This window comes from Zobellia sp. 1_MG-2023 (assembly GCF_030549125.1).
Classification (GTDB): domain Bacteria; phylum Bacteroidota; class Bacteroidia; order Flavobacteriales; family Flavobacteriaceae; genus Zobellia; species Zobellia russellii.
Window position 1 is genome coordinate 1 of the sequence record NZ_JAUOSY010000012.1, and the last position, 21467, is coordinate 21467.

Genomic DNA, 21467 nt, shown 5'->3' on the forward strand with positions numbered 1-21467 from the left:
ACTTACACCTACACCGTTGCGGCGACAGCACCTTGTACCGTTGATGATATTTCCGAGGTGATAGTCTCCGAACAGGCCGCTCCCGATGCAGGTACGGACGGAACATTGACCATCTGTGAAGGGTCAACGGTAAACGAAACCCAACTTTTTGCTCAACTCGGTGGCACACCCGATTCCGGTGGGACATGGTCACCAGCAATGGCAGGTGCCGGCACTTACACCTACACCGTTGCGGCGACAGCACCTTGTACCGTTGATGATATTTCCGAGGTGATAGTCTCCGAACAGGCAGCTCCCGATGCAGGTACGGACGGAACGTTGACCATCTGCGAAGGTTCGACAGTAAACGAAACCCAACTTTTTGCTCAACTCGGTGGGACACCCGATTCAGGGGGGACCTGGTCTCCAGCAATGGCAGGTGCCGGAACTTATACCTACACCGTAGCGGCTACTGCGCCATGTACAGTGGATGGGACATCCGAAGTAGTGGTCTCCGAACAGACCGCTCCTGATGCAGGTACCGATGGAACATTGACTATCTGTGAAGGCGCAACGATAAACGAAACCCAACTTTTTGCCCAGCTTGGCGGTACTCCTGATTCCGGTGGGACATGGTCGCCAACCCCCTCTGGAGCGGGAACCTATACGTACACTATAGAAGGTTTCTCATGTCCCAATGCAACTGCTACCGTTACTGTTATTGAAGAAATATTACCGGATGCCGGTACTAGTACCTCATTAATCATATGTCCCGATACTACAATATCCGCTGCTCAACTTTTTTCACTCTTAGGAACTTCAGAAACTGGAGGAACTTGGAGTCCAAATCCCGAGAACGCTGGTGCAGGGGTTTATGTCTATAGCATTGCAGGCAATATTTGCGGCGGAAATTCTGAGGCTTCAGTTACAGTAACAATATCAAATCTAGATTCAGACGGAGATACCATTATAGATTGTAAAGAAGACCTGGATACTACCGATCGTTTTAATGATTGCGACTCCATTGGTGGAACCCCCTTGTCCAATAGCGATTGTGACAATGATAACCTTTCAGAAGAGGAAGAAAATTTATTGGGCACAGACCCTAAGAACCCTGATACCGACGGTGACGGCGTACTGGACGGACAGGAAGTAACTGATAATACCGACCCCTTGGATTCTTGCGATTTCTTATTGGTAAGTCAGACTCTTGAACCTAGCGCAGATTGGAAGTTGGAAGATTGTGATATGGACAGCCTGAACAACCAACAGGAGGTAATGAGAGGAACCGACCCTGCAAATCCGGATACCGATGGGGATACAATTACCGATGGTCAAGAAGTTTTGGATAACACAGACCCACTTGATCCGTGCGATTCCGTAGGAGGAAATCCACCAGCCAATATTTCATGTGAGTTGTTCGTTGAAATAGATATAGTTAAGCCCGGGGATATTTTAAACGGAGCTTTTAAAATTATAAATATTGACCGATTCCCCGATAACCACGTAGAAATTTTTAACCGATGGGGAATTTTGGTTTGGGAATCCGAGGGTTATGATAATCAGAACAACGCTTTTGAAGGTTCTTCACAAGGACGTATAACTATAATCGAAAATCAGAAATTACCCTCCGGTGTTTATTTCTATCAAATAAAATATGTCTCAAAAGGAGAAGATAAAATGATAAGCGGGTATCTCTATTTGATGCGACAATAATTAAGGATGAAAAAAGAACTTACATCTCTAATACTACTTCTGACCACTGTTTTTTGCTTTGGTCAGCAGGATGCGCAGTTCACTCAGTACATGTACAACACCTTGTCTGTGAACCCTGCTTATGCCGGTTCTAGAGATGTCCTTGGGGTCTCCCTATTACATAGGTCACAATGGGTAGGCTTGGATGGCGCACCTAGTACCCAAACCTTCAATATCCAAGGACCTTATACTAATAAAATAGGTTTAGGTTTTTCTATCGTTCATGACGAAATAGGGAATAACACCAACCAAAACACAAATTTTGATCTTGCTTTCTCATATAATATTCCAACATCGGAAAACTACAAACTTTCATTCGGCCTTTCAGCCGGAGGTCATCTATTAAATGTAGATTTCAATAAGTTAAGGAATTATAGTGCTAACTTGGCACCTTCCGTAGAAAGTGAACTCTACAAAAAGTTTTCTCCCAGTATTGGGGCTGGCGTTTATTTCTACTCCAACAAGTTCTACATAGGTCTCTCTACCCCTAACCTCTTAGAAACCGAACATTTTCAAAATCCAGATGATGATGGCACTGTAATAGCTTCAGAGCGTGTGAATGTCTATTTAATATCAGGTTATGTCTTTGATCTAAATTCAAACTTAAAATTCAAACCTGCATATCTCATCAAGGCTGTTGCCGGAGCTCCTCTTCAAGTAGATGTTTCCGCCAATTTCCTGCTCAATGAAAAATTCACATTGGGAGCGGCATATCGGCTAGATGCTGCAGTAAGCGCGTTATTTGGATTTCAAATGGGAAAAAAGTTTATGCTAGGACTAGCCTATGACCGTGAAATATCATCTCTGGGAGGGCAACAATTTAACAACGGTTCTTTTGAAATATTCCTTAGATATGAATTCATTAAAAGTGCCAAAATAGATTTAACCCCAAGATTCTTTTAGATATGAAGATAAAACCCACATATCTATTACTTCTACTCCTTTTAATCTGCTGGGGCACGAATTGTTTTTCGCAGAGGAAAAAGAAAGACACGGATGTTGATAATTTTGACCATTATGCCTACATGCAGGAAATTGAGTCCTATGCATCTTTACTGGAAAAAGGGTATGATGAAGTCACTATTCATAAGAAACTTGGTAATGCCAATTACCATAGTGCCAACTATGACGTAGCCACTTTTTGGTATGGGAAGCTTTTAGAAAACGACCAAGTTGCAGTTTCTCCAGACTATCTTTACAGGTATGCCTTGGCGCTCAAATCCATAAAACGATACGATGAGTCCAACCAATGGATGGAGAAATTCAAAAAAATAAAGAACAATGATACCCGGGCCAATCTGCACGCCCGTAATCCGGAATATCTAAAAGAGATTCAAATTCCAAAAGAACAATATACGATAGAGAACCTAGCTGCACTTAATTCCGAAGAATCGGATTTTGCCCCATCTTATTTTTTAAAAAACCTCGTATTTACTACCTCCAGAGACTTGGAAACCCAAAAATACAGCCCCCTTCCCTACCTTAATTTATATGAGTGCGAAGTTGGAGAAAAGGGCAAAACGGGACAGCTTTCTGTACTTTCAGAGGTTCTAAATACCAAAGCCAATGAATCCTCTACATCTTTTTCAAAGGATGGAAAAACTGTATATTTCACAAGGAACAATTTTTCCAAAAAATCTTTCAAAAGGGATAAAAATGGAATCAGTAGGTTAAAGATATACAGAGCTTTCAATACAAATGAAATTTGGCAAGAACCGGAAGACCTCCCCTTTAACGGCACCAATTTTTCGGTTGCCCATCCTTCTTTAAGTTCAGACGGAACAAAACTCTATTTTGCTTCCGATATGCCCGGTGGAATGGGCGCTTCTGATATTTACGTGGTAGATGTATTATCCGATGGTAGTTTTGGAGAACCCAAGAATTTAGGAGCTCCTATAAATACCGAGGGCAAAGAAACGTTTCCTTTTATTTCGGATTCAGGAATTCTATATTTTGCTTCTAACGGACACCCTGGTCTAGGCGGACTTGATATTTTCAAATTCGATATTAATACTGAAAATAAGGTAACCAATTTAGGAAGTCCTATTAATAGCCCGGAAGATGATTTTTCACTTGTATTGGACCCATCCGAAGAAATAGGCTATTTTGCTTCCAACAGAAAAGGTGGAAAAGGCAATGACGATATATATACCTTAAAACGAAATGATACTGACTGCTTTACCTTTATAGAAGGAAATGCCTATGATAAGGATTCTGACCAACCATTGGCAGAAACTCTTATTGAAGCGCTGGACTATGATGGGCAGAAGTTGGCAGAGACCCTGACCGCTTCTGATGGCTCGTACACTATACGTATCCCCTGCCAAGAAAAGCAATACCAGCTCTCCGGCAAAAAAGAAGGTTATGAGGTTGGCACGTTGTTTATGCTCACTACCAGCGATAAAAAACAGATTAGCGGTACTCGTTTAGAACTAGAACTGTCTACCAAAGTTGCAGATGTAGGTTCCGATTTGGTCAAGATATTAAAGCTTACCCCTATTTATTTTGACCTGAACAGCTCCTACCTAAGAAAAGACGCCTACACCGAATTGGACAAGGTAGTTGATTATATGAGTAAAAGACCGGATATAAAAATTGCCGTGGGATCACATACGGATAGCCGTGAGGGAGATGACTATAATTTATGGTTATCCAAAAGAAGGGCTATGAGAACGGTAGCTTACATAACATCAAAAGGAATAGATTCTTCCCGAATTTCCGGTACGGGTTACGGTGAAACCCAATTATTGAACGATTGCGCCAATGGTGTAAGATGCTCGGAAAGCAAGCATCAACTGAATAGACGTTCAGAATTCATTGTAATAGAAAAATAACCTGGTTCCTGTCTAAGAAATAGCATTAGAGAGGGGGTAAAATAATTCTAGGAGCCTTATTTTTGCACAAAGGAAACTTCCTATGCAAAAGAACTTCAGAAAAGTGGCTAAAGTAGCTCTGGTCCTCGTATATCTTGTTATTATTGCCGGTGCCGTGGTACGTGGAACAGGAAGTGGAATGGGGTGCCCCGATTGGCCCAAATGTTTTGGACACTATATTCCTCCCACCGAAATTTCACAACTACAATGGAAGCCAGATACCGATATCAAGAAAGGCCAAATCATTATTGTAGACGAAACTCTTCAAGTGGCCACGGAAAGTTTTAGAACCAGCACTTCGTTTGATAAAAACAACTGGAAAACTTACACCAAACATGATTATGCTCAGTTTAATCCCGCCCATACATGGATAGAGTACATCAATCGCCTATTTGGTGCTTTGGCAGGTCTGGCTACTTTAGTGCTTGCCGTTATGTCTATCCCGCAATTTAAAACCAATAAAAAAATAACCGTTCTGTCATGGCTCGTAGTCTTCGGTATGGGCTTTCAAGCCTGGTTGGGTGCAACGGTAGTCTATTCCGTCTTAGAGCCGGTTAAAATCACGGTCCACATGGTTATGGCATTGGTTATTGTGGCCGTTCTTCTATACATTATCTACTTAACAAAAGGAAAAGTAGAAAAACCCAAAAATTACAGAGATATTGTTCCGCTTGTAGCGCTGCTACTTTTTATGACCTTGGTGCAAGTAATTCTAGGTACTCAGGTAAGACAATTTGTAGATGATCAGATGGATATTTTTGGCGATGCGGCAAAAAACCAATGGCTAGTTAATGCAGATTGGCATTTTTACGTACATCGTTCGTTTTCAATAGTTATTGTACTGCTAAACGTTTTTCTGGCTCAACGCATTTTTAAATACAAACTTAATTTCCCTAAAATAAATTGGGTACTACTATTCTTGCTGTTAGAGGCCTTGTCCGGTGTTGTCATGTACTACTTTCATTTTCCGCTCGCATCACAACCTATTCATCTGGTATTGGCCAGCTTGCTTTTTGGGGTTCAGTTTTATTTGCTTTTAGAAGCGTTAAGTGCCAAAAGAAGCTATAAATCTTTGTAACTTTGTCAACCCTTAAAAATTGTGGTTATGATTTACAAAATACGTGTCATATTAGATGCTAAAGAGGATATTTTCCGAGACCTAGAAATAGAAGCCAGTACTTCTATGGAAGAGTTTCATAATGCTATTGCACAATCTTTTGGGTTTCTTGGTAATGAAATGGCCTCTTTTTACACTTGCGATGAAGAATGGAACCAAGATGAGGAAATCGCCCTTTTTGATATGAGCGATAACGGTTCTGACGTACGCCTGATGAACGAAACGTTTTTGGAGGATATCATGACGGAAAACAGCCCAAAACTGATTTATGTTTATGATTTTTTAAGTATGTGGACGTTCTATGTAGAACTAGCGGATATTGTTGAACCTGAATCCGGTATTGCATACCCCAACGTATTGTTCAGCTTTGGTGAACTTCCCGAAACTCCACCTGAAAAGAATTTTGAGTCCAAACCCAAGTTTGATTTTGACGATACTTTTGACAATTACGATGATTTGGATTTTGATGAAAACTGGAATTAGTTTATTTCTTCCGGATCAGCAATATATCCATCTTTACAAATTCATTTAGCATTCTAATTTTAAGCAACACGTACCTTATCAAGAATTAAAACAGCTATTAAAATATGATCAACCTATATCCTACCCAAATCGAAACAATTTCCCTGCACCGTGTGGGGAACAAAAACAAAGGCGAAGGGATCTTTCTTTCCGAGGAGCCTTTTTCTTTAAATGATGAGACTACCGGTCTCCTTAAAGAATACTTCTTTAAGCCTTTTCGTGAGAAGGAAGAGAACTATTTTAAGTTTGTAAATGATGTAGATGTTGAGTTTAACGAACTCTTTAAAGTAGTTACAGATATGTTTTCCGATCCGGAAAGCATGCACGTAAATTCTAAAAAAATAGCACAACACCTTTTTGAACAATCCAACCACCCACATATTAAAAGTGGTGAGGTCTATGTGGCGCATTTGTCTAATGTTATGCTGGATAATGAAAAGACCGAAGCTATTGGTGTTTTCAAAAGTGAGCTAAAACATGATTTTCTTCAATTTGAGGAAAAAGGAAGCAACCTAGATATTGTAATCCAGCAAGGTATTAACATTAACAAATTAGATAAAGGCTGTCTTATATTCAACGTAAACAAAGAAGAAGGATATAAAATTCTTTCTGTTGACAGTAACCGCTATGACACCAAATATTGGCTAGAAAATTTCTTGGATGTAGAGGCACTTGCAGATGAAAACTTCTACACTAAAAACTATTTGAAGTTTTGTCAGAATTTTGCAAAAGATGTGGTATTGCCTGCCGAGGATAAGCAACAAGAGGTTCTCTTTATGAACCGTGCGGTTAACCATTTTGCTAAGAACGATGCTTTTGAAGAGACAGGATTCCTAAATGAAGTAATGGAAAATCCTGAATTAATACCTGAATTCAAAAACTATAAGGTAGAAAAAGGACCCAAATTTAGTATTGAGGACGTATCTAATTTTGATATTGCGAACAAAGCCGTATCCGACGCTCGAAAGAAAATAAAAAATGTCATAAACCTAGACACCAACATACAGATTAAAATGGATTTTATAAATCCGGAATCTGCAGAGAAATTTGTAGAAAAGGGCTGGGACGAAGAACGCCAAATGTACTACTACCTTGTTTATTTTAACAAAGAGGAAAAAAACTAAAAATTAGGGTTGTTGGTATCGCTAAAGTGCTATTACTTTTGATGCCAACAACCCCTTTTATTACTGTATTTTTATACGTTGTTCCAATATTTGCTTCATACTCACATCTTCGTAATTACGACGTACAAAATTCAAGGCCAAATCCAATACTTCGCCCATAGTTTCAGACTTCCTAAATTGCTGGTCCAGTGTTAGTTCGTAGATTTGTTCTCGTAACATTTCTAAATTTTCCCGAGTAGAAATCGTATCTTTCTTAACAATGCCACGAAGCCGTTTTATACGTGCTCCAGAACTTAAAATTCGCTTGGCAACAATAGACCTTTCTTCCAACTTATATTGATCTACGGAATCTCTTCTCAGCTTTTTCCTTACAAGCTCTACCATCTGAAAATTTTCCTTAAAAAATTGAGGTCTATACACCTTTAGTTTCCCTTCAAAACACTGTTGATCAAAATCTATGGCACGTATACGATAAACCACATGATCAAAGTCATGAACAGGAACAATTACGTAATTGTAAGACCTCATATCTCCCAATAAACGAATCATACAACGCTCATTGAATTTTACGAATTCTTTGGCCAATTGAGATTTTTCGGATTCCGTACAATTGGGCAACATATCCTTTATAAAAACATCTCCCGGAATACCGGCAATATGCTCTTCGATCAAGGTGTCTTTGTAGACCAAAAAGTTAAGGTTATAAGGAGAAAGCATATGCTCTAATTCCAGTCCGTATATCCTAGATGCATCGGTCTTTTTTACATAAAAATAGGTGAAGTTATCGTTTAAAATATTCCTGACCTTTATCCGAAAAGGTTTGGAGTTTCCAAAGGTGCAAAAGTCTACCGCATCTACATTTAAGTATTGATGAATGTTATCACTACCATCCGAATGGAGTATGGAATATACCTTCTTTAGGCTATTATCAATTTCAATTCTATCAAACTCTGAATAATATACCCGTATCCACAGTGTATCCTCATCATCAGAATCATAGACCACTACAGAACCGGCAAAACGTAACAAATCTTCATAAAAGATGGGTATCTCTATTTTTCGGCTATAATGCCCTAAATATTGGTCTAGCTTCTTGCTCACCGGGTACGCCGGTTTTTTCTTCGACATGAGTCGTTCTTCTGACATATTTCCAATTTCCTTACAAATTAATCAATTCCCACAAATTATGGGTCAACTTACAAGTATTACGCTTAAAACAACATCTTTTACAGGGTTTACAACATTTATTTAGCAGAGTGGGGCAACCTTAGTTATTTTGTTACAGTTCCAAATTGACCAAACCAATGAATACGTTACTAAAGCCATCTCTAAAGGGCATCCTTTATCTTTTTATTGCGTTTAATGCATTTTTCGGTTATTCACAATTAAGTGATCTTCATTATCTACCCCCATTAAAGCAAGGTCAAAATAACCAAGGTATACAAAACCAGGCAATTCATTTGTCTACACCTGAAACAACACCTTTTACCGTTAACGCCTATAGAGGTACGAGCAATACTCCTATACAGACCTTTTCTATTGACAATCTAAATTCGGCCGTTTGGACCCTAAGTAACGGAGACAACAATATTACATTGGTTAGTAACAGTAATACCGGGGTTGTACTTACAAATAGCGGATTGCGTTTTGAGGCACCGGGCGGACAAGAATTCTATGTTAACTATAGAGGTAAGTCCGGATCACAGGCCGCTTCTTTAACCGCAAAGGGAAGGCAAGCGCTAGGTACTAATTTTAAATGGGGAGGTGTACCGAATAAAGGTACCCATTCTTCAAAATCCAACACCTTAGGTATTATGGCCACTGAGGATAATACCACAGTAACCTTGTCCGGTTATGATTCCGGATGTCAGTTTAGGCTCGGTAACAACAGGGCCGGTATTACTGCAGACTCCTATACTATAACTTTAGATAAAAACGAATCGTTCGTATTTGAGACCTATATAGGTAATTCATATACTCGGGCCCATGAAGATGGTTGGATCGGAGCTTCAATTGTTTCTAACAATGATATTGTAATTAGTAACGGTTCTATAAACTTTGGTAGTCAAGACGGACAAAGCCATAGGGATGCCGGTATTGACCAACCTGTTCCAGTAAATAAACTGGGTAAGGACTATGTTTTTATTAGAGGTAATGGAAATACCAACGGACTTACGGAATTTCCATTGATTATTGCTACAGCAGATAATACACAGATTTTTGTAAACGGGAATACAGCCCCTATCGCAACAATAGACAATGGCGAGTATTTTAAAATTCCTAGCAGTAATTATTCTCGTAATTCCGCTGGTGGTAACATGTTCGTTCAAACATCAAAAGATACATACGCTTATCAATCCGTAGCGGGTTCGTCCGCGTTGTATACCCAAGGTCTAAATTTTGTGGCTCCGGTAAATTGTTTATTACCGGATAGAATGGACAACATTCCGGATATCAGGAACGTAGCCACATCAATAATGACCGGTGGACTAACGATTACAGCTTCAGTAAATACACCGGACAATAATGTAAAGGTTTTTCAAGATGGCGTAGAAATAAGCAAACCAGCGTCCGAAGCAGTTGCCGGCTCGTCAGACTGGAAAACATTTTTCATACCTAATCTAGATGGAGATATCAGTGTTACTTCAACCGGGCCTATGGCTATCGGTTTCTTTGGTTATAACGGGGCACAGGGTGTTGCAGGTTATTTCTCGGGTTTTGATACCGTTCCGGAAGTAAGGCTAGAAATTAACGGAGGTACTGTTGGGGAATGTTTTTCCGGTTCCAGTATTTTTGAAGCATCAGATGATAATTTTGATGCCTATCAGTGGTTTTTTGATGGAGTGTTGATTCCAGGAGCAAACTCGTTTGATTATGCCGCGACTATTGCAGGGGACTACTTCGTAAGGGGAACCAAAGGGCCTTGTACCTATGATTCGCAATCTATTAAAATTTTCTACTGTGAACCAGACGTTAAGGTTGAAAAAACAGTTGATAAACCAGAAATAGTAGAAGGCGAAACGGCCACCTTTACCATTAGAGTGGAGAATTTATACTTTAATGATATTACCAACTTACGGATTACAGATAATATTCCAGCAGGGTTGACCTTAAACTCGGCTAATACCATTAAAGGTTCTTGGAATGGTAGTGTTTGGAACATTGGCACCTTGGCTCCAGGAGAAGTTGCCTTTTTAAACTTGCAAGTAACCGCAGATGAAATAGACATTTTGCCTTTAGTAAACCTCGTTAACACGGCTACCAATTCACAAAATCAAATAGATGCCAACACTACAAGGGATGAGCCCTCTGCCCGAATTATAGTACATAACGATTTTGATAATGATGGCGTAGTAGATAGTGTTGATTTGGATGATGATAATGACGGTATTTATGATGCTGTTGAACAAATGTGTATCATATCTAGTGATGTTAATTTCACTTCTCCTTCAAGTACTATACAAGGGGGTACTGCGGTAACAGAAATTTTCTCTAATTACGGAGGTTTTTGGCGAAGTTCTACAGCTTCAAATAATCCCGTATTACCTAACTTATCACATGAATTATTGGCATTCACATCAGGAGGTACTACTTTCTCCACCGGGGTTGCAGACGATAATCTTTTTGATGCTGATGCTAATGGTTTATTAGATGGCATAGACTCCAATAATGATGGAATTGCAGACATTTCGGCTACAGAATCTAGCTGGATGGCCTTAACACCATCAAATAATATTTATGGAGAAGCAACATTTGAAGCGAATTTAAATGACGGTAACAACAATAATGCTTTAGGGTTGACCATTGTTAACGACCCTACCTCTGACCCATTAAATCCTTTATTGACCCACGGACAAAATGGATTAGATCTTGGTTCTGGTATTGTTAACATTGGTGACACATGGACCTATGAAATAGATCCTATCGTAGCTACCAATGTTGGTGATGGTATACCAGATATATTATTGACCCAAGTGGCAGACCCAAGTGGTGTTGGTCATGTTGTTAGTCTTTATGATGCTTCAGGCGCTCCTCTAGGAAATGCTGTACGTGTGCAAGCCTATAGCGGCGGTGCACTTGCAAATGTTGTTGGTTCGTACAGATTAGATATTTATCACGCAAACGGAAGTATTTTCTATAATAACACCACAAGAGATTACCGCTTGGCCACAGTAGAATTATCAGAATTTGGAATACCCACCGCTAGTTTAAGTAATGTGGCCTATCTACGCTTGCAACTTAGTTCAAATGCCGATGTTGCATTTTTATCCTACAATACATCGTCCTTCTCCGGATTTTGCTCGAACTTGGATACGGATATGGATGGTTATCCTGATCATTTGGACTTAGATAGTGATGATGATGGCTGTAGCGATGCAAACGAATTTTATAAAAGTGATTCCGCAGATGGAGGAGATGGCGGTGAATATGGTACAGGTGTTCCTGTAGTGGACCCTAATGACGGTACCGTAAATGCAGCTTCTTACAACCAAGTCTTCGCACCGGTCATCAATTTGGGCAACACTTCTGAATTATTGGGCGGCACGGATATTAACGGAGAGGATGTGAGTCTAGGAGATACTTTTAACTATGTGCTCCGTTTTCAAAATACAGGCGATGATGATGCCACCAATTTTACTATTAGAAATGTATTGCCAAATAATGTTACGCTAGACGACATCAATATTGATGACGCTCCTGGAGTAACCAGTACGTACAATGCAGGCACGAATACCATAGATTTTACTATTCCAGATAACTTGGTCGAAATTGATGACCCAGAATATAAAATTAAGATTACGGTTACCATATCCGGTGATTGCTCCGAATTTGTGGCTGCTTGCGCCTCTCAATTGGAAAATCAAGCTTTTGCTACGTACCAAGGTATCATTAATACGAACACATTTTCCGACGAAGACGGTAGCAATACGGCGGGCTCTTGTGTTACCGACCTGGAAGTTGCCAACAACAATGTTGCCGATGCTTTAACTAACTGTAACGTTGCACGCTCCGTACAACTTTGTGGGGCGGAAGCTGAACTTACTGCCGGATCTGGTTTTGAAACCTACAACTGGGCCATTGACAATAATAACAACGGAACTATAGATTCTGGTGACACTATCCTTAACGACGGAGACCCTGATAGCGACCCTAGTACAATCACTATAACCAACATTGGTAATTATATAGTAGAAAAAACAGTTAGTAACGGTTGTTCTAACCATACTGAACTTATTTCCGTAGAACGCTATGGGGAAACCCAGACCAACCCTATTATAGAATACTTTAACCAAGTAAATGGAGACACGAATCCCGATAATGATATTCAAGGTGAAATAGTTACCTGCTCTATAGACGGTAATTCTATGCCAAACATCTTCCTTTGTGGAACTGGAGATAGCGCCTTTATTCAATTGGGCATTACAGATGCACAGAGTATTACTTGGGAAAAACTTGACGAAAGTAGCTGTTCCGAAGCTACATGTGGCGAGGTAAGTGATGACTGTGCGAATACGGACAGTAACTGGTCTTGGACGCAAGAAGAAGTATCCAACAATTTTACGATTACCAATAGTGGTAAATACAGAGTGGTAATCGCTTACGAAGGAGGTTGTTTTAGCAGGTTCTATTTCAATGCCTACCAAAACACTTTGGATATACCAGAACCGGATACATCAGATATTATTTGTGATACAGATGGTTCCATACGTGTTATCGATTTGGGATCGGGCTACGGATATCAGTTGTACGATGTAGAAAACAATACAATAGCAGTGCCGTTCAGTGCCGGGCAAGGACCAATTTTTGATATTGCCGTTAGCGGAACGTACAAAGTACAGATTACACAAATTAACCCATCTACGGGTAGTCCAATAGCCAACAGTTGTATTTTTGAGACGGAAGAAGTTGGTATTTCGGAAAGAATATTTGAGGTAACCCTAGGTTCAACTCCTGTTGATTGTAATGATTCTGGAACCATATCCGTACAAGCGTTGAACGTTTCTCCAGAATACAGTTATGAACTTTATTATGATGACGGAAGTGGTAATGCCGGTGCGTTTGTTACCAACAACCTTGTTTCCTCAGATAACACACATACATTTACTGGTCTTTCTGAAGGTGACTATGTAGTGGTAACCACTACAGTGGACGGCTGTAGAGATGAAAGCACTATTACGGTAAATGAAATTCCAGAATTAAGCCTGACAGCGACCAATCTGGAGAACATCACTTGTACCTCGGGTGTTATTGACCTTTCAGTATCGGGTGGAACAACTGGCTATGAGTATGCTATATATAGTAAAGACGGAGTTGCTACTTATGCCGATGAAACTACTATTCCAGATTCTGAATTTTCAGAGAATGCCACATTCTTATTCGGTTATGACCTGGCTTCTTCCACCTATATCCCTAATGAAGATGGCGATTATGTTTTTGTAGTAAGAGATGACAACGGGTGTTACGGGCTTTCCAATATCGTAACCATGAATGATTTTGGTTCAGTAAGCATTACCGCTTCAAATACGGATATCAACTGTGCCGATTCATCCACATCGGTATTAACAATTAACGCCACAGGAGGTATCGCTCCATATCAATACAGTCTTGATGGAGGAACAACCTATCAATCCGAGAATTTTTTCAACAACATTTCAGCTGGTATTTACACTATAACCGTTAAGGATTCTAGCAACCCTAGCGGAAATGGTTGTGAGGAATCTATTGACTATGAGGTAATGCAGCCGTTTAGACTTACTGCATCCCCAGCTATCATAGAAGACGCTTCTTGCGATACTTCCGGAGCTACGCCTGCAACCGCACTCGTAAAAATCTTAAATACCACAGGAGGTCAGGCTCCTTATGAATTCAGTTTTGACGGAGGTAGTTCTTTTGATGTTGTAGATGAAAAACGCCTAGCTCCTGGAACCCACCAAATGGTAGTAATGGACGCGTTAGGATGTACTACGGATTTAGAAATTACCGTACCGACTACAGCAAACGACCCAAGTTTTGATAATGCTATTACCTACGCTTGTGACGGAAACGGAATCATAACGATTACGCCATCCAACACAACTGATTTTACATATACTTATCAACTAAACGGAACCGATAACACACCAATTGACAGTAACATTTTTAATAATGTAGCATCTGGAACACAAACGGTAACCGTAGGTTATACCAGTACAATTTCAGCTGGGCAAAGTACTGTACTACTAGAGAATTTTGGTACAGGTTCTACTACCCAAATTGCGGAAATAGGTCCTGGATATTGTTACGAACCACAAGACGGGAGCGAAACTAACTGTAACCTTGGTCCTGCAGGTATTTTAGTAAATGCAGAATATGCAGTAACCGATAGAGTTACGAACCCAAATACTACGTGGAGAAGTCCTAATGACCATTCAGGTCTTACAGACGGTAGGTTCATGGCTATAGGTGTAAGCACTTCTGCCGGTAACAATAACGTATTATGGTCTAGGTCTGGTCTTGAAGTTCTTGCCGATCAAGACATAACTATTTCGTTTTATGCCTATAACTTACAAGTAGATGGTACACCAGGCAACAACCCTGAAGTGCTTGTGGAACTAGTAGATGCCTCTGGCACAGTTATTAATAGTCAAGCTACCGGCTCTATTCCACAGAATACCAATGCAAATGATTGGCACTTAAGAGAGGTTACGTTTAATCCTGGTACAAACACTGCCGTTGGTATCGTGCTTCGTACCAATCTGGATAGTGATGATGGAAACTTTTTGGTCCTTGACGATATTCAAGCCACTCAAGTACCTGAAATCTGTAATAAAACCGCAGATATTACAGTGGTTGTAGAGACTGGTAAAGCTTTTGAGGTAAATATCCTTGGAAGTACAAACCCGACTTGTAATGGAAGTAACAATGGTAGTATTCGCTTTGAAGTCGATAATTTCAATCCTGCTTTTGGATATGAATACTCTTTGGATGGAGGTACCACTTGGACAGCGGAAACCACTTCTCCAATTACCTCAGCTGCTACCTTGGCCGATGGTACATACAGCGTAATGGCTCGTAAAGTAGATGACAATACATGCACGGCAACCTCAGCAACATCAGTTACTTTGACTTCACCAAATGCGTTGACTGCAACTTTACAGCAAACAGCTGAGTTTACCTGCTTAAACACAGGTGCAACGTTGGAGGCAACGGCAACAGAAGGAACACCGGGATACGAATATCAGTTGGAACTTACGGATGGCACCATGGTTCGGGCATTTAGTACGTCTAATCAGTTCTTGAATGTTCCTGCGGGTGATTACCTGGTTAGAATCTCCGATACGAACAACTGCGAAGCATTATCTACGGTACCAGTTAACGTAATTGATCCTACACCAATCTCTGTAGACCTAACGGCTACCCAGTGTTATGACGGTCTTAATAATGGAAGCGTAACCGCAACCGTCACGAACGGAAATGGCAACTATACATTTAAATTGGGTACAGGTGCAGAACAGACCCCAACACCTATCAACGGAACTACATTTACTTTTAATAACTTATCGGAAGGAACCTATGATGTAGAAGTAAAAGACCAATATGGATGTTCCTCAGGAATTCAGTCTATTACCATAGCTCCTGCCGTTACCTTAAGTGTTTCTGTAACCAACGCCAGCAGTTGTGCAGATGGTACTTTAACCGCAACCGCAAATGGAGGAGATACTAATTATATGTATGCATTTATACCTAGCGGAAATACGGTTACGGATGCAGATTTTGCTGCAACCAATACTAGGAACGTACCTCTAGCCGATATTGGAAATTATGATATTTATGTAAGGGATAAATCTAACGGAACCAATTATTGTCAAGCAACCGTTACGGAAGAGGTTCAAGCCAATCCTACTTTATCCTTTACCGCGGTCCCAACGGATGCCGAATGTTTTGGTGGCAACGGAAGTATTGAAGTGAATATCACAAGCGGACTTGCACCGTTCGATTACAGATTAATCGATATTACAAATGGTAACCCGGACCAATCAGATACGGACGTGGTTAGCAATACCAAAACCTATTTCAACTTAACCCCAGGCACATATGACGTACAGATTACTGACGCCGCTGGGTGCGTACAAACAGTTACAGGTATTGTTGTTGACGAACCTATTGAGCTAACCAGTGATATAGAAGGTAGAACTCCCGCCAATTGTACGGGTGATGTTAATGATTTTGGGTTTGACTTTTTAAATTATCCGACTACTATAGGAACTGTTGAATTTAGTGCCGATGGTGGTACTACATGGCAAACCTCCGATCAATTTAGAGGATATTTATCAGGTGAAGAAGTTGAGCCTTCATTAAGAACGGTAGATGGTAGCGGTGCTACTATATGTCAAACCGATTTACCTAGATTTATCATTCCTTACCCATTGGATGATTTAGATATTACAATTCTTCCAATAATCGTTAATTGTGATGAGTTACAGGTTAGTGTACGTGGTCAAAACGGTACAGCTCCCTATGAGTACACCTATTCGGACAATCCGGCAAACTTTAACGCCGTTACTCCAACCAACCCATGGACAGTGGCATATCCTTCGGGAACCACTCATACCTTCCCGAATTTAATTCCAGGAAGAACCTATGCTTTCTACGTAAGGGATGCCGTAGGTTGTGTAAGACAAAGTAGTGTAAACGTTAATGATATCGTTACCAATCCAATGGAAATTACGGCCAGTATTACCCCTGCCTGTAATGCTACAAGTAATGGTGAAATTGAATATACGATTACCGATAATCACGGAAGCACAGAGCCAAGCATGGAATGGGTTTTATATGACGTTGATGGTAACGCTATCCGCAATAGCGGAGGTGTAGTAGCCTATTCCGGTACCATTAATATTACAGGGTTACCAGCAGACGAATATTTCATAGAAGTTCAGCAAATAGATGGCTCTGGAACCCCACAATGTATCAGCGCCAGTGAAAATGAAATTCTAGATGAACTGGATACTATCACTGGAGTTCCACAATCTATTCAGGATATTTCTTGTGAAAGTCCCGGACTTATAGAAATTGACAATGCACAAGGTGGTGGCGGTACGTATCTATATACCGTAACCGGACCTGCTCCGTTTGCAACCATTACCGCTACAGGTGATAATCCTATTGAAATTGCGGCAAATTCGCCTGCAGGAACTTATACTGTTTCCGTAGAGGACCAATATGGCTGTTCGTATGCATTAGGTAATGTAACCATGAATTTTATGGCACTACCTACCATAGATGCTATTGATATAGATAACTGCAGCACCAATGCTACCATTACGGTAAGTTCTACCGGAACAGGAACCGTACTTTATTCTTTGGATGGTGGAAGCACATACGAGAATAACGGGGGTAATTTCACCTCTGTACTGGCAGGAAATTATGATATTTTCATTAAAGACGGAACCGGTTGTACAGCTTCACAAAATATTGATGTACACCCTACCCTACAGGCTACAGCAGGTTTGGATAAGCAACTGGGCTGCGGTGCCGGTAATGAAGCGGAAATAGCTATTGAGGCAATTTCAGGTTCCGGTAATTATGAATTCGAAATTTTAGATAGTTCTGCTGCGGTTAAAATTGCACGCCAAACATTAACGAGCAGTCCTTTCAATGCAATAATAGATGTTGCGGATACATATACTGTTAACGTTTACGACATGGGAACTTCGGCCCCACAATGTAGCAGAAGTTTCACAGTAGAGGTTCCTGCTGCTATTCAACCACAGTTCACGGCCAATCCTACAGATGTAAGTTGTTCAGGTGCTAATGACGGTAGTATAGAAGTGGCCCAAGTTAACAATGGTAATAATCCTTTGACTTTTACCTTGACCCCAATGCCGGTAGGTGCATCTTGGGATGCCACTATTCAATCTTTTATAAACTTACCTGGAGATACGTATACCGTAACAGGAGAAGGCCCTAACGGATGTTCAACAGTTATGAATTCGGTTGTAGTGAACGAGGATGTCCTCATTTCATTTGCCCTACCTGCTGTAGAACAATTTGGCTGTACAAGTGACAATGACGCCAATAATGCAAAAATTACTATTGATTACAGTAGTATTTCAGGAGGAAGTAGTACTTACAATAGATTTGTTTTCATTGACGATGCTACTTCAAACGTTCTTCAAGATGGCAGCAGTCTAGTTTATGAGTATACAGATTTTGCCGGCGGAGATGTAATCGTTCGTGTTTTTGATAGCAAAGGTTGTCCCGTTGAACGGACAGTTACTGTAAATGCTTATGACGCACTAGTTGACGCTACTATTTCCGTTACTAGAGATATCAGCTGTATCAACAGTGGAGAGGACATTAGTATTGATGTAACCAGCACTATTACGGACTTTGCAACCAACCCAACAAACTATGAGTTTAGACAATTGCCGTCCACTACATACCAAGCTTCTAATCAGTTCTTGAATCTTGGAGCTGGCAGCTATACTTTCGGAATTCGAAATATCACTACAGGTTGTGAAATTACCCGTAGTCATTCTGTAGAAAACCCGAATACATTTGATGTTACCGTTGAAAAACTATCCGATGTTGTTTGCCATGGAGACAACGGCAGTATTCGATTAACACTGGTTGATGCCACGTACACTACTGGGTTCTCTTATTCTATTTATGACACCAATGGTACTCCGGCAGACCGTTCGGATGATGGTGCTGCCGTGTTAACGGGCAGTTCTGTCAATGTTGGCCCTACTCCTGCGATTAGTGTACCTGCAGGAAACTATTTGATAGAAGTAGTACAAGATGATTTCCCTAATTGTACACAAGTAAGGTCCTTTAACATTACAACACCAAGCGCTCCAATAACTCTAGCACCAATAGATACGGAAGATGTAGGTTGTACCAATGACCTTGGTAGCGCCAACATTGCCCCTGCTGGAGGAAAAGCTCCGTATGACATTATCTTGACCCACAACGGTTCAGGTACAACATACACAGCCAACCAAGTAAATAGTTTCCTTTTTCAAGGTCTTGGAGCCGGGCAGTATACGGTTGAAGTAACGGACAACTTAGGTTGTAACCCTACGTTCGCCAATGCATTTGAATTGGTTGTCCCAGACCCTATTTCCGCTACCATTTCAAGTGTATCCTTAGTTTGTGAAGGTGATGCGGATGCTTCTGTTACAGCCACCGTTTCCCCAAGGAACGTAACTACAAACTACAGATACATTCTTAATACGTACGATGATGCTTCCGGTACCAACCTATTGCAGACGTCAAGCTCACAGACTACCGATACCTTTAGCAATTTAAGATCCGGTTTTTACAGCATCAGCATATTAGACGATATGAACTGTAGCTTTGAAACACCAATTGAGGAAATTGTTGAACCTACAAAGGTAGAAGGCCAATTGGTTACAGCTCAACGCTTAAGTTGTCTGTCCGATGCCGAGTTGCTATTGACCGCTTCTGGTGGAACCGCTCCTTATATGTGGAGTACGGACGGCACCAACTTTAATGCCATGAACCAAACAAGTGGTCCTAACACACATTTGTTCACCGGTATTACCGCAGGCTCTTACCAATACTATGTTAGAGATAGCTTTAACTGTATTTCCGTTCAGAGCAACAGTATTACCATCAATGCTATAGAGCCATTACAAGTTGTCATAGACGATTCTGCAGCTGTAGTAAACTGTAACGGTCAAAGTACAGCAGTTATTGATGCTGAAGCCACTGGCGGATTGGGCAATTATCAGTACGCCCTGTTCTCGGACGCTGCGCTTACCAATGAAATACGTCCTAACCAGAACACAGGTCTATTTTCAGATTTACCAATGGGCTCCTACTACGTTAGGGTTCAGAGTGATGATTGTGAAGTGTTGTCAACGGAAATTCCAATTGTAGAACCTGCTCCGTTAGAAGTTACTCCAGAAATTGTAGATGTAAGTTGTAATGGTGCCGAAGACGGAAGCATTACCGTGAATGTAAATGGTGGTACAGGAATCTACCAGTTTGCCATCTCTCCAAACTTGAATCAGTTTACAGATGAAAATACTTTTGATGAATTAGCTCCTGGAGACTATACCATCATTGTTCAGGACTCTAACGGTTGTTTTGAGGTTATTGAAGCCACCATTACCCAACCAGAGGTATTGGAAGTTGAAGCATTAGCTACTCCTGAAATATGTGTTGGCGAGGAAAATGGCGAAATAGATTTGACCATAACAGGTGGTACCGCTCCATACAGTACCCGTTTGTTTACAGAAACCAATTTTGTGGAAGGAAGAACTAACTTTAGTGATTTAGCTTCCGGCCTATATATTATCTATGTTGAAGATGCCCAAGGATGTGAAGAAACCATTACGGTTACCATAGAATCCGGAGTAAACCTTGAAGCACTTGTTGAACCGGTCTACGGTTGTAACGGAAACACACCTAGCAATTATGTGAATATTGTACTTGCGGACCCAACTCTAGAAAACGATGTTCTTTTTGGACTTGACACTATGGACCCGTCCCAAATGCAACTGAATCCGTTCTTCCGTGATATTGCTCCGGGTAGCCATTACGTTGCCATTTCGCACGCTAATGGTTGTGTAGCCACCTATGATTTTGAAATTGAATCATTTGACCCCTTAACTTTGACCGTAGCCGAGACCAATATCAATCAGATAACGGCAACCGCTTATGGTGGTAGAGAAAACTACACCTACTATTTTGGGGATACCAACAATGGTTCTGACAACGTTTTTTACATTACCAGAACAGATACTTATATAGTTACCGTAGTAGATGAAAATGGCTGTGAAAGTACCCAAAATATTTATATGGAATTCATAGATATTGAAATCCCTAATTTCTTTACTCCTAATGGAGATGGTAACAATGATATTTGGAGTCCGAAAAACATTGAGATTTACCCGGATATTTTTATCAGTATTTATGATAGATACGGCCGTACGGTGTACCGTTTTAAAGACAACCAAGATGGGTGGAGTGGTATTTACCAAGATACCAACTTACCTTCCGGAGATTATTGGTACATCATAAAACTTAACGGAGAAGCAGATACTAGGGAATTCGTAGGGCATTTTACGCTGTATAGATAAGTAA

The 21467-nt window shown here is 40.6% G+C and carries 8 protein-coding genes; 7 read left to right on the forward strand and 1 reads right to left on the reverse strand.

Annotated features, from left to right (window positions below):
• The 6 genes from Q4597_RS18095 to Q4597_RS18120 form a co-directional block, all read left to right on the forward strand.
• Positions 1-1695, forward strand: a 1695-nt coding sequence (locus Q4597_RS18095; protein WP_303407479.1) for a gliding motility-associated C-terminal domain-containing protein, incomplete at its 5' end; no start/stop codon positions are given.
• A gap of 6 nt (positions 1696-1701) precedes the next feature.
• Entirely contained in the window at positions 1702-2637 is a 936-nt protein-coding gene (locus tag Q4597_RS18100) for a type IX secretion system membrane protein PorP/SprF (protein WP_303407481.1), read from the forward strand.
• A 2-nt stretch (positions 2638-2639) separates the two neighbouring features.
• The gene (locus tag Q4597_RS18105) at positions 2640-4568 is read left to right on the forward strand and encodes an OmpA family protein (protein ID WP_303407483.1); all 1929 of its coding nucleotides are present in this window, start codon (positions 2640-2642) and stop codon (positions 4566-4568) included.
• Positions 4569-4650: 82 nt separating this feature from the next.
• On the forward strand, positions 4651-5685 hold the full coding sequence (locus Q4597_RS18110; RefSeq protein ID WP_303407485.1) for a heme A synthase: 1035 nt from the start codon (positions 4651-4653) through the stop codon (positions 5683-5685).
• 27 nt (positions 5686-5712) lie between these two features.
• Positions 5713-6207: an IS1096 element passenger TnpR family protein gene (locus Q4597_RS18115; RefSeq protein WP_215441560.1), complete on the forward strand. Its 495-nt coding sequence runs from the start codon at positions 5713-5715 to the stop codon at positions 6205-6207.
• A 104-nt stretch (positions 6208-6311) separates the two neighbouring features.
• The gene (locus Q4597_RS18120; protein ID WP_215441558.1) at positions 6312-7370 is read left to right on the forward strand and encodes a nucleoid-associated protein; all 1059 of its coding nucleotides are present in this window, start codon (positions 6312-6314) and stop codon (positions 7368-7370) included.
• A gap of 60 nt (positions 7371-7430) precedes the next feature.
• On the opposite strand, the gene Q4597_RS18125 is transcribed toward Q4597_RS18120, so the two are convergent.
• Positions 7431-8516 (reverse strand): hypothetical protein, encoded by a 1086-nt coding sequence (locus Q4597_RS18125; protein ID WP_215441556.1) that lies wholly within the window; start codon positions 8514-8516, stop codon positions 7431-7433.
• 158 nt (positions 8517-8674) lie between these two features.
• Between Q4597_RS18125 and Q4597_RS18130 the strand changes: the two genes are divergently transcribed.
• A complete protein-coding gene (locus tag Q4597_RS18130) occupies positions 8675-21463 on the forward strand; it encodes a T9SS type B sorting domain-containing protein (protein ID WP_303407487.1) in 12789 nt (4262 codons plus the stop codon).
• Positions 21464-21467 lie beyond the last annotated feature (4 nt).